Origin of the sequence: Litorivita pollutaquae (assembly GCF_003205515.1) — a bacterium.
GTDB classification, from domain to species: domain Bacteria; phylum Pseudomonadota; class Alphaproteobacteria; order Rhodobacterales; family Rhodobacteraceae; genus Litorivita; species Litorivita pollutaquae.
The window spans coordinates 617,905-629,800 of record NZ_KZ826481.1; the positions used below are offsets into that span (position 1 = coordinate 617,905).

The 11,896-nt window shown below is 61.2% G+C and carries 7 protein-coding genes; 4 read left to right on the plus strand and 3 right to left on the minus strand.

Translation table 11 applies throughout. The features are described 5' to 3' along the window. Positions 1-3: 3 nt before the first annotated feature. Positions 4-3,459 carry a chromosome segregation protein SMC gene (gene smc, locus DI396_RS02975; protein ID WP_110794617.1) on the minus strand — a complete coding sequence of 1,152 codons (3,456 nt, stop codon included), beginning with the start codon at positions 3,457-3,459 and terminating at the stop codon, positions 4-6. Between the two features lie 282 nt (positions 3,460-3,741). Between smc and cobW the strand changes: the two genes are divergently transcribed. The 3 genes from cobW (at position 3,742) to cobN (ending at position 9,158) form a co-directional block, all read left to right on the plus strand. Beyond that, positions 3,742-4,815, plus strand: a complete 1,074-nt coding sequence (cobW, locus tag DI396_RS02980) for a cobalamin biosynthesis protein CobW (RefSeq protein ID WP_110794618.1) — start codon at positions 3,742-3,744, stop codon at positions 4,813-4,815. Positions 4,816-4,830: 15 nt separating this feature from the next. Then, positions 4,831-5,316, plus strand: a complete 486-nt coding sequence (locus DI396_RS02985; protein ID WP_110794619.1) for a GNAT family N-acetyltransferase — start codon at positions 4,831-4,833, stop codon at positions 5,314-5,316. 143 nt (positions 5,317-5,459) lie between these two features. Beyond that, the gene (gene cobN / locus DI396_RS02990; RefSeq protein ID WP_110794620.1) at positions 5,460-9,158 is read left to right on the plus strand and encodes a cobaltochelatase subunit CobN; all 3,699 of its coding nucleotides are present in this window, start codon (positions 5,460-5,462) and stop codon (positions 9,156-9,158) included. Positions 9,159-9,238: 80 nt separating this feature from the next. Here the strand turns inward: cobN and DI396_RS16560 are convergent, their stop codons facing one another. Both DI396_RS16560 and DI396_RS03000 read right to left on the minus strand, forming a co-directional pair. Next, positions 9,239-9,682, minus strand: a complete 444-nt coding sequence (locus DI396_RS16560) for a hypothetical protein (protein ID WP_204362781.1) — start codon at positions 9,680-9,682, stop codon at positions 9,239-9,241. Between the two features lie 311 nt (positions 9,683-9,993). Continuing rightward, the gene (locus DI396_RS03000) at positions 9,994-11,118 is read right to left on the minus strand and encodes an endonuclease/exonuclease/phosphatase family protein (RefSeq protein ID WP_110794621.1); all 1,125 of its coding nucleotides are present in this window, start codon (positions 11,116-11,118) and stop codon (positions 9,994-9,996) included. 164 nt (positions 11,119-11,282) lie between these two features. Here DI396_RS03000 and cobO point away from each other — a divergent pair, with 164 nt between their 5' ends. Further along, the gene (cobO, locus tag DI396_RS03005) at positions 11,283-11,891 is read left to right on the plus strand and encodes a cob(I)yrinic acid a,c-diamide adenosyltransferase (RefSeq protein ID WP_110794622.1); all 609 of its coding nucleotides are present in this window, start codon (positions 11,283-11,285) and stop codon (positions 11,889-11,891) included. Positions 11,892-11,896: the final 5 nt, after the last annotated feature.

Genomic DNA, 11,896 nt, shown 5'->3' on the forward strand with positions numbered 1-11,896 from the left:
CGCTTAGGCCACCATCTGCGCCGCAGCGCGCAAATCAACCGAGACCAGCTGACTGACGCCTTGCTCTTGCATCGTCACACCAAACAAACGGTCCATCCGCGCCATGGTCACCGCGTGGTGGGTGATGATCAAGAACCGCGTTTCCGTGCGGCGGCACATCTCGTCCAGAAGGTCACAAAACCGCGTGACGTTGGCATCATCCAACGGCGCATCGACCTCGTCGAGCACGCAGATCGGCGCGGGATTTGCCAAGAAGACAGCAAAGATCAGCGCCAGCGCGGTCAGGGTTTGCTCCCCCCCGGACAGAAGTGACAGGGTCGACAGTTTTTTGCCCGGCGGCTGGCACATGATCTCAAGGCCCGCCTCCAAGGGATCGTCGCTTTCGATCAACTCCAACTTCGCCTCGCCGCCGCCAAAGAGGTGTTGGAACAATAGGGTAAAGTTGCTGTTCACCTGCTCAAAGGCCGTGAGCAAACGTTCGCGCCCCTCGCGGTTGAGACTGGCAATGCCATTGCGTAGGGTGCGGATCGCCTCTTCGAGGTCGGCCTTTTCCTTGACCAAAGAGCTGTGCTCTTCCTCGACCTCTTTGCTGTCTTCTTCGGCCCGCAGGTTCACGGCGCCAAGCGCATCGCGTTGGCGCTTAAGCCGGTTCACATCTGCCTCGATGGTGGGGGATGCGGGCATGTCTTCGGGCAGCATATCGAGACGTTCAAGCAGCCCCTCCGGCGCGCATTCCATTTCTTCGCGGATGCGCGCGGCGGCGGCATCGACCGTTTCGCGCGCGGCGTCGTTGCGCGCCTCGGATCGCGCGCGGGATTCGCGGGCCTCGGAGGCGGCGCGTTCGGCATCGCGTTCGGCATTGATTGCGCTGCGGGCGGTGCTTTCGCCCTCGGACAAGGCATTTTGTGCCTCGGCGCGCCGGTTTTCGGCGGTGGCAATCGCCGCGCCCAATTCGCCGCGTTTTGCGGCGATTTCATCCGGTGCGGCGGCAGCTTCGGCCAATTCCGTCAAGGATGCTTCACGGCGTTCGGTCAATTCTGCAGTGCGTTTTTCGGCCGTCTCCAACCGGTGACGCCAGCCGCTGGTTTCCTTTATAACCTCTTGGGCGCGGCGGGTGCGGGCCTCGCCTTCGCGGCGCAACTCGTCATGCACGGACCGGCGCGCCATCATTGTCATGCGCGCCGCCTCAACTGTCATTTTCACATCTTCGACCTCGGCGCGTGCCAGATCAAGATTGCCCAAATCAGCGAGCCCCTTTTCCGCCTCCGCGACCTGTTTGCGCGCGACCAACGCTTCTTCCTCGTGGCGGCGCACGGCCATGTCGAGGCTTTCCAATTTGCTCTGGGCGATAGAACGCTCGGATTCGGCGCGGTTCACGGCGCGGCTGGCTTCGGCTTGCATCCGGTCAGCGTTGCTGCGGGCGGCGCGGGCGGCTTGGTCCGCACGGCTGGCCTCAACAAGCTGCGCAGTCAGGCGCTCATGCGCCGCGCGGGCACCTTCGGCGCGCTGACCGGCATGTTCATGTTCCTGCTTAAGCACCTCAAGCCGGTTCAGTTGTTGCAACCGCAGGGCCGCCGCCGAAGGCGCATCCTCGGCCCATGCGCGAAATCCGTCCCAGCGCCACAAATCACCTTCGACCGACACCAATCGTTGTCCCGGTTTCAACGCCGCTTGCAATGCCGGGCCTTCATCTGCATCGACCAATCCGATCTGATCCATCCGGCGGGCCAGAACGTCGGGCACAGAAACATGCGCGCTTAAGGCGGTGACGCCATCGGGCAAGGGTTGCGTTTGCGCGTAATTGGGCAAGACAGACCATCCCGACGGCCCCTCGGCCTCGACTTCGGGGGCGCGCAGATCGTCGGCCAATGCTGCTCCGAGCGCCTTTTCAAACCCCTGTTCGACCTGCAAACGATCCAAAATCTGCCCGCCCTCGGCGGTGTCACGTTCCAAAAGTTTCGCCAGAGCCGTGACTTCTGCGCGCAGGGCGTTCATCTCGCCTTCCGCCTCTGAGCGTTCCCCGCGGGCATCGGCTTCGCGCGCCTGCGTTTCGGCGCGCGCCGCTTCGGCGGCGAGCAGGGCCGCGTCAGCGGCGTCGGCGGCTTGGGCGGCCTCCGCGGCGGCCGCTTTGGCCGCGTCCAGATCCGCAGAAGATTGTGCCAAAGTGGCCTTCGACGTTTCGACCGCCGCGCGGACCCGAGCGGCCTCTGCTTGGGACCGGGATTGGGTTTTGCGGCTATCCTCCAGTAAACGCGTGGCCGATTGATGACGCGCGGCCAAACGGGCGACATCTTCGGTCAATTGCGACATAGCGTTTTCACGGTCCTGCAAGACCTGCGCCGCTTCGCGTGCGGCTTCGGCAGCGGCCTCGAGCTTCGCGTCATGCCCTTCGCCGGCCTTGGCCAATTCGCGGGCTTCCCATTCGAGCCGCCCGATCGTCTCGCCGGCGTCACGGTTCAATCCGCCTTCGCGTTCGATATCTTTGGCCAATTGTTCGATCCGCCGTTCCAGCGTCTCGATTGTCTGGCGTGCTTGGGCCTCCTGATCGCTCAAGGCGTCGCGCTGCACGGTGAGCCGCTGCAAGAGCGCGGCGGCCACGGCCTCCTCTTCGCGCAGTGCCGGCAAAGCGTCATCGGCGGCGGCGCGGGCCTTTGCGGCTTCGCGCGCGGCGCTTTCGGCCTTTGATGCGGCGGTCGTGCGCGCGCGCAACTCATCTGCGGCATTCGCACGGGCCTCATCGGCCTCTTTCCAGCGACGGTATAGCCACATGCCTTCGGCGCGGCGGAGTTCTTCGCCAATGGCGCGGTAACGCGCGGCTTGGCGGGCTTGGCGCGCCAATTGGCCCAATTGCGCCGCCAGTTGTTCAATCACATCATCAACGCGCAAAAGATTGCTCTCCGCGCCCTTAAGCTTCAATTCCGCCTCGTGCCGCCGTTGATACAGGCCGGAAATCCCCGCCGCCTCCTCCAAAATCCGGCGGCGGTTTTTCGGCTTGGCGTTGATCAATTCGGAAATCTGCCCCTGACGCACCAAGGCAGGAGAATGCGCACCCGTGGAAGCATCGGCAAACAACATCTGCACATCGCGCGCCCGCACATCTTTGCCGCCAACCTTATAGGCGCTGCCGACATCGCGGGTGATCCGGCGGGTGATTTCCACCGTGTCGCTGTCGTTGAAGCCCGCCGGCGCAAGGCGTTCGGAATTGTCCATTTGCAAAACAACTTCGGCAAAATTGCGCGCCGGGCGCGTGCTTGCCCCCGCGAAAATCACGTCATCCATGCCAGAGCCGCGCATCGCCTTGGCGCGGGTTTCGCCCATGACCCAGCGCAAGGCCTCCAACAGATTGGATTTGCCACAGCCGTTTGGCCCGACGACCCCCGTCAGCCCCTCGGCGATAATCAGGTCGGTCGGGTCTACAAAGCTCTTGAAGCCGGTGAGTTTGAGCCTGTTAAAGCGCAAGGGCGGAGAATCTCCACAAGGAATGGGTCTAGGGTTGAAATCTGAAGCTTAGGCGGGCCCTCTGTCAATGACACACCCCATCATCTGGAGATTTGCGCGGAGTTATCCACAAAATATTGCGAATTACCCCCCACCACCGCGTCAATTCACAGTGATCCGGCCCCGACAAAGGGGAATCGCCTTGACCACACCGCCCTGCGCCGCGCAAATGTGGCTTCGACCCGCGGCTTTTCTAGCGACCCACACGCCCGGCGCAGCAGACCCTCACCGATGGAGACCCCAATGGCCCAAAAAATTCCCGCAACCGTTGTCACCGGCTTTCTTGGCGCGGGCAAAACCACATTGATCCGCCATATGTTGCAAAATGCAGGCGGGCGGCGCATTGCGTTGATCATCAACGAGTTTGGCGATCTGGGCGTCGATGGCGACATCCTCAAGGGCTGCGGTGATGAGACCTGCACCGAAGACGACGTGATGGAATTGTCGAACGGTTGCATTTGCTGCACCGTGGCCGAGGACTTCATCCCGACCATGCAAAAGCTGCTCGCGCGCCCTGACAAACCCGACCATATCGTGATTGAAACCTCTGGGCTTGCCCTGCCGCAACCCTTGGTGCGCGCATTCAATTGGCCCGAGATCTCGACACAAGTGACGGTCGACGGCGTTGTGACCGTGGTCGACGCAAAGGCCGTGACCGAGGGCCGTTTCGCCCATAACGTCGCCGCCGTCGATGCGCAACGTAAACTGGACGAGAACCTCGATCACGAGACGCCTTTGTCGGAATTGTTCGACGACCAAATCGCCTGTGCCGATATGATCGTGGTGAACAAATCCGACCTGTTGGGCGCAGCAGAGGCCGACACCTTGGTTTCCAAACTTAAATCGACAAGCCGCGATGGCGTGCAGGTGGTCAAATCGACCATGGGCGCTTTGCCGGTCGATGTGTTGCTCGGCCAAGGCATCGGTGCCGAAGCCGATTTGGACGCCCGCGGCGAGGTACACCATCACCACCACGATGATCATGATGACGATCACGGCGAGGAAGATCACCACCACCACCATGATCACGACCACGATGATTTCGAGAGCTTCGTTGTGACGCTGGGCGAAATCGACGACCCCGCCGCCTTTTCCGAACAAATTGCCGATGTGATCCGCGCTCATGACATTTTGCGGCTCAAAGGCTTCGCCGCCGTGACAGGCAAACCGATGCGCCTGACATTACAAGCCGTCGGGCCACGTATCGACACCTATTTCGATGCGCCATTTGGCGCGATGCCCCGCCAAACCCGCCTTGTTGTGATCGGGCAAGCGGGGCTTGACCAAGCCGCCATCGAAGCCGCGCTCAAAACCTAAGCCACAGGAGCGCCCATGCCGCTTATTGTCGAAGAAACCGACCCGCGCGAGCCACAAGCAACCGCCTTGCTCAAAGCCAGCCATGCTTTGATGCAGGCGCTGTTTAGCCCCGAGGAAAACCATTTTCTGTCGATTGACGCACTTCGCGGCAATGATGTGCATTTCTACACCGCCAGCGCCGGCGACACGCTGATTGCCACCGGAGCACTGGCCCTGCGCGGAACGGATGCGGCACCTTATGGCGAGGTCAAATCGATGTTCACCGCAGAAAATGCGCGCGGAAAAGGTGCCGCCGCCGCCATATTGCGCGCCATAGAGGATCAGGCCCGCGCCTTGAACTTGCCGGTGCTGAATCTGGAAACCGGCGATAAGCTCAATGCCGCGCATCGTCTTTATGGACGCCAAGGATTTAAAATCTGTGGCCCCTTCGGCGATTACGATGCAATGCCAACCTCGATCTTCATGACCAAGTGCCTCATGGACACGCCCGCCGCTGTTTGACATCTGTGCACCCGCACGATTTGTCTATGGTCAGGGGGCCAGCCCCGTCAAACCCGTTCTTTACCCGTTCCCTGTCTCGTGTCTGTCCCCGTCCTGTGTCTGTCCATTGTGCGCCGTGGCGCGCCCCGCCCGAAAGGCCCCTCATGCATTTACTCGCCGCCACCCCCGGATCAATTGATGACGGTAAGGAACCCGTCGATCTGGGGCAAACCCCTGCCGATCTAGTGGTGATTTCGGCGGCAGATACCGAGCTTGCGGCGCTGTCTGCAGCCCGCGCCGAAATGGAGGGTGCGCCAAGCCTGCGCCTCGCCTCGATGATGCATTTGATGCATCCGCTGTCGGTCGATCTGCATATCGAAAATTGCGCCGCCAAATCGCGCATGGTTGTCGCGCGCATCTTGGGCGGGGCGGGGTATTGGAAATACGGGTTCGAACAATATGCCGCCGCACTGCACAGCGCAGGCGTGCCGTTTTGCGCGCTGCCTGGCGACGACAAGCCCGATGAAGAACTGCGCCGCCTCTCAACGGTTTCGGATGCCGATTACGATGCGCTTTGGGCCTATCTGGTCGAGGGCGGTCCGGAAAATGCCGCCGGTTTTCTCGGCTATACCAAGGCGATGCTTGATGGCGGTGACACCCCGCCACCGCCGCGCCCGCTCTTGCGCGCAGGCGTTTATTGGCCCGGATCAGGGCAAGCCGATTTAAGCACGGCGCAAGACGCATGGACGAAGGGCGCGCCAGTTGTGCCATTGGTGTTTTACCGCGCATTGGTGCAGGGCGCGGGCTTGCACCCGATCAACCGCATGGTCAAAGCGCTGCTGAAGGCGGGGCTGAACCCGCTGCCCATTTTTGTCGCCTCATTGAAAGACCCCGTTTCGGTCGCGACATTGGAGCAATTGTTCACTCAGGCCCCGCCCGATGTGATCCTCAATTGCACCGCCTTTGCCACGGGGTCTGCCGCCGAAGGCGATCACGCCTCGGGCGCCTCAAACCCGCTGATCATGCCCGCCGCACAGGGCGCGCCGGTGTTCCAAACCGTATTGGCCGGTTCCTCGGCAGAGGTCTGGGCCGAGGGGCTGACCGGCCTGTCGGGGCGCGACATTGCGATGAATGTCGCCCTGCCGGAAGTCGACGGGCGCATATTATCCCGCGCGATCTCTTTTAAGGATGAGGCCTATTTCGACGCGGCCACCGAATGCCCGATCGCGACCTATCGCGCCGTGGGGGACCGGATCGATTTTGTCGCCGCCTTGGCCGCCAACTGGGCGCGGCTGCGCCGCACCCCTGCGGGGGATCGCAAGGCCGCGTTGATCCTCGCCAATTACCCCAACAAAGACGGTCGATTGGCCAATGGCGTTGGCCTCGACACACCCGCCGCGACGGTTTTGACATTGAAAGCCTTGGCGGGCGCAGGATACCGGATCGACGGTGCCCCAGAGGAGAGCGCCGCCTTAATGGAGATGATCATGGCGGGGCCGACCAATTGGCTCACCGACCGCGCCAACCGCGCAGGCGGGGCGACGCTGCCGCTTGAGACTTACCGACAATATTTCGATGCCCTGCCCTTCGAAGTCCGCACGCAGGTCGAAGACCGCTGGGGCCCGCCCGACGCCGATCCTTTCTACGACCCCGATGCGGGGTTCAAATTGTCGATCTTCGAGATGGGTCATGCCGCCATCGCGGTGCAACCTGCGCGCGGCTATAACATCGATCCCGAAGAGACCTACCATTCGCCGGACCTTGTGCCGCCGCATAATTATTTCGCTTTTTACGTCTACCTGCGCCATGTTTTCGGCGCACAGGCCTTGGTGCATATGGGCAAACACGGCAATCTGGAATGGCTGCCCGGTAAGGCGCTGACCCTGTCACAGGAGTGCATGCCCGAAGCCGTCATGGGGCCGATGCCGCATATTTATCCCTTTATCGTCAATGATCCGGGGGAAGGCACGCAGGCCAAGCGCCGCGCCCAAGCGGTAATCATCGACCATTTGACACCGCCGCTGACACGGGCCGAAAGTTACGGGCCCCTCAAGGATCTAGAGGCCTTGGTCGATGAATATTACGAAGCGGCGGGTGTCGATCCACGCCGGATTTCCTACCTTCGCGACGAGATCTTGAGCCTGACCGCCGCAACCGGATTGGATAAAGACGCAGGCCTTAGCGGCGATGCCGAAACCGATCTGGCCAAACTCGATGCCTATTTGTGCGAGTTGAAAGAGGCGCAGATCCGCGACGGGCTGCATATCTTTGGCATGGCGCCCTCGGGGCGCCAAGCGCGCGATTTATCCATCGCGTTGGCGCGGGTGCCGCGCGGCCAAGGCCAAGGCGGCGATGCATCGATCATCCGTGCTTTAGCAGATGATCTGGACCTTGGGTTTGATCCCTTGGACGTGGATATGGCCGCGCCTTGGGATGGCCCCTGCCCCGATGCTTTGGCAGCTCTGGATGCCGCGACATGGCGCAGTGCCGGCGACACAATCGAGCGGTTGGAATTGCTGGCGATCGCGATGATGGAGGGCGCGGCCGTGCCCGCAGGCCCCGCGAGCGCGGCGGTGATGGAGGAAATCACCGGCACCATCGCGCCGATGGTGGCCCGATGCGGCCCCGCCGAGATGGAGGGGCTTCTCACCGCCCTCAGCGGACAGTTCGTCGCCCCTGCGCCCTCGGGCGCGCCGACCCGCGGACGGTTGGATGTCTTGCCCACGGGGCGGAATTTCTATTCGGTCGACAGCCGCGCCGTGCCGACACCGACCGCATGGGCCTTGGGGTGGAAATCCGCCAATCTGCTGATTGAGAAGCACCTGCAAACCCACGGAGATTGGCCGCGCACGATGCTGCTCACCGCATGGGGCACCGCCAACATGCGCACCGGCGGCGACGATATTGCGCAGGCATTGGCCTTGATGGGGGTGAAGCCCACATGGGACGCAGCCAACCGTAGAGTGACCGGATTTGAGGTGTTGCCGCAGAGGGTCTTGGGGCGGCCACGGGTCGATGTGACCCTGCGCATTTCGGGGTTTTTCCGCGATGCCTTCCCGCAACTGATCTCTCTGGTCGATAGCGCGGCAAAGGCCGTCATGGCGATGGATGAGCCCGATGACGTGAACCCGGCCGCAGCGCGGGCCCGTGTCGAGGGCGAAACCGCGCGTGTCTTTGGCGCGAAACCCGGGGCCTATGGCGCGGGGTTGCAAGCGATGATCGACGAACGGCTTTGGGACGACAAAGCCGATTTGGCCGAAGCCTACCTTGAATGGGGCAGCTATGCTTATGGCGCGGGCGAAGAGGGCCGCAAGGCGCGCGGCGCCTTCGAGACGCGGCTGCGCCAAACCGAGGCTATCGTGCAAAACCAAGACAACCGCGAACATGATATCCTCGACAGCGATGATTACTATCAATTCGAGGGCGGCGCGGCAGCGGCCGTCAGCACATTGCAGGGCGCGGATCGCCCGATCTATCACAATGACCACTCGCGCCCCGAACGGCCCGTCATTCGCACGCTGGACGAGGAAATCGGCCGCGTCGTGCGGTCGCGCGCAGTCAATCCGAAATGGATCGAAGGGGTAAAACGCCACGGCTATAAGGGCGCGTTCGAGATTGCGGCGACGGTCGATTACCTGTTTGCCTTTGCGGCGACCACGGGGGCGGTACAAAACCACCACTTTGATCTGGTGCATGCGGCCTATCTTGAAGACGATGACACGCGCGAATTCATCGGTGACGTGAATGCCCCCGCCCTGCGCGAGATTGCGCAGCGGTTGGGCGAGGCGATTGAACGCGGACTATGGATGCCCCGGTCGAACTCGGCGCGGGCCTTGATCGAGAGCCTCTCATCAGAGCCGTGACCGCCGCGCTCTTGGATAGGGGCGGATTTGGATATTTATCGAAAGCAGAAAACAGGCGGCGCGCAGGATGGCCCGCCGGCTTAGTCGACATCGCAGATCATGGTTTTAGAATGCCGGCCCAACATCAACCCGCCATAGGTGTCACCGGCGCGGCAGCGATAGGGCGCAGGATCAAGCGGGCCGTCTTTTGAACATTTGAGGCGCGCATGTATAAGCGCCTGATCTCCGGACAAGGCGGTGACATGGCACCCGCTGACGCGTTCAATGGCCCAGACGGCGCGCGGTGCGACCCCGGCGAGACGTGGCGCATATTCCGAGTTGATCCGTATGGCTTCGGCGGCGCGGCCCCGCACACGCACGTCAAACACGCTGTCTTCCACTTCAATGCGGGTGGCGGGAACATCCCGAAAGGCAGGGGTCGGCGTATCGCATCCCGCAAGGAACAGCGCAAGAGCCACAGCCGTGCCTCCGATGCGGGGTGAAGCGAACCGAAACCGGATGAGACGAGAAGCAAGATATGTCATTCGGCGAGCCTGCGGCCGGCGTGGTTAACAAAGTATTACCGTAATCCCGACAGCAGACTGACGTGTCCAGCGCGCGACACCTGAAGCGCCCACACATTCCTCGATCCCGCCCGGGCTCATGGCCTCGCCTGCTTCGATGCGGAAGGCTTTTGCGCCAGATCTGGTGCCCGCGACAGCATTGCCGCCCGCTTTGCGGCGACAGAGGGACGGTCCGAGCATTGCCGTATGCGCGGTGATATCACCGCTGAGGAACAGCGCCGCGACGAACGCTCCAAGGCATCTCTCGGGGCATGCCTGTGGTCTGTTTCTGCCTAAACCCCGCCTCGCAAAGCGGCATATTTATCTTGCAAAAACGATTGGCTGTCGTCGATCAAAATCTCGGCGACGATGGGGAAGTGATCCGATATCTGGTTTTTACGCCACGGATGTTTGTAATACCCCAAAAGCGTCGCATCATCCCCCGCCAGGTCACGCGCGCCGGTATAGTCCGCCAGCATGTCATCACGATAGATCGCCACATCCACGTCGCGGTAAACATGATCAAAAGGATTGAACACCGCGCCGCTGTCCCCCGCCGCCGCCGTCTGTGCCATGCGGAAATAGTCGCCGGTGCGAAAGAACATCCGGTCATAGGCCTCGGTTTGCGAGGCATTGGTATCGTGCCCCTCAAGCCCGGCATTCTCACGGTATCCTGCCGCTTTGATCCGCGCCACCGTGGGATCATCATGGCGGCTGTAAAGGTTCATATCCCCCACCAGCACGAGGTTGTCCGACCACAGACCTTTGCGTTTTTCCTCTAATGCACGCAGCAAAAGCCGCATTTCTTCAGCCCGCAATGCGACATTGTCCGCCCCTTGGCCCGGATGCAAATGCAGGTTCACCATGGCAAAACGTTTCCACCCCGCGATGAACCCCGTCATATAGGGCGCGCGTTTAAGCTGCTTGAGGCCAAGCGGGCTGTCATGCGTGATCTCATCCCACATTCCGACCTCGCCCGCCAACCCCGATGGGCGCAATCGCCGCGTGTTATAAATATACCCAGAGCGCTCGGAGTTTCCTGCGGCGCCTTCGGTGATGTCATTGATCAAATAGCGCCAGTTCGGCCCCAGCAGGCGCATCAACACATCAAGATCATAAAGCCCCGATTTGATTTCCTGCACCGCAATCAAATCAAAGTGAGCGAGGATTTCCGCGATGTAGAAATAGGCTTCGGGCAGGCGTTGCTTGGTATGGCCGAACTCCTTGAGATTCCAGCTGGCGATCAGTAAATTCGTCTCGCTGCGCCGCTGCGGGATTTGCGCCGACAGCGCCGGTTTGAGCCGAAGCAGCCCTTCTATGCAACGCGCGCGCGCCGCATCGGACAGGGTGGGAAACACACGGGCATAATCGCGCTTGGCAAAATCAGCCTCGGGGCGCAGGTCGTTGTAAAACGGCATGGGATGTCCTTTGGTTCGGAAATGATTTTAAATGCAATACCCTTTTCTACCACATCCTGCGGGCTATGGCGAAATGCGCATATTGCCCTGTTTCCCCCTTGCCCCCCGCGACAGAGAAAGGCACTCTGACGCTCCAGAATGCCTCGACCCCAAGGAGCGCCACGATGAGCGAAGACACCGAACGCCACGCGATGAAAATGGCAAAGAAAAAGGCCGCGCGCGATAAAATCATGGCCACCAAGACCGACGAACAAGGTCTGATCATCGTGCATACCGGCAAGGGTAAGGGCAAAAGCTCTGCCGCCTTTGGCATGATCTTTCGCTGCATCGCCCATGATATGAAATGCGCCGTGGTGCAATTCATCAAAGGCGGCATGTCCACCGGCGAACGCGACCTGATCATGCGCAATTTTTCGGACAAATGCGCCTTTCACACCATGGGCGAAGGCTTCACTTGGGAAACCCAGGACCGCGAACGCGACATTCAAATGGCACAGGCCGCATGGGAAAAGGCCAAGGAGTTGATCCGCGATCCGGCCAATAAAATGGTGCTCTTGGACGAAATCAACATCGCCCTGCGCTACGATTATATCGACATCAACGATGTGGTCAGCTTCCTCGCCGAAGAAAAGCCCCATATGACCCATGTGGTCCTGACGGGCCGCAACGCCAAAGAAGAGCTGATCGAGATTGCCGATCTGGTCACCGAAATGGAATTGGTCAAACACCCGTTCCGGTCCGGCATCAAAGCGCAGATCGGCGTCGAATTCTAAAATAT

Bases quoted from the DNA above. Each gene is read 5' to 3' on its own strand.
- cobW (WP_110794618.1), top strand. From the start codon at position 3,742: ATGGCCCAAAAAATTCCCGCAACCGTTGTCACCGGCTTTCTTGGCGCG.
- DI396_RS02985 (WP_110794619.1), top strand. From the start codon at position 4,831: ATGCCGCTTATTGTCGAAGAAACCGACCCGCGCGAGCCACAAGCAACC.
- cobN (WP_110794620.1), top strand. From the start codon at position 5,460: ATGCATTTACTCGCCGCCACCCCCGGATCAATTGATGACGGTAAGGAA.
- DI396_RS16560 (WP_204362781.1), bottom strand. From the start codon at position 9,682: ATGACATATCTTGCTTCTCGTCTCATCCGGTTTCGGTTCGCTTCACCC.
- DI396_RS03000 (WP_110794621.1), bottom strand. From the start codon at position 11,118: ATGCCGTTTTACAACGACCTGCGCCCCGAGGCTGATTTTGCCAAGCGC.
- cobO (WP_110794622.1), top strand. From the start codon at position 11,283: ATGAGCGAAGACACCGAACGCCACGCGATGAAAATGGCAAAGAAAAAG.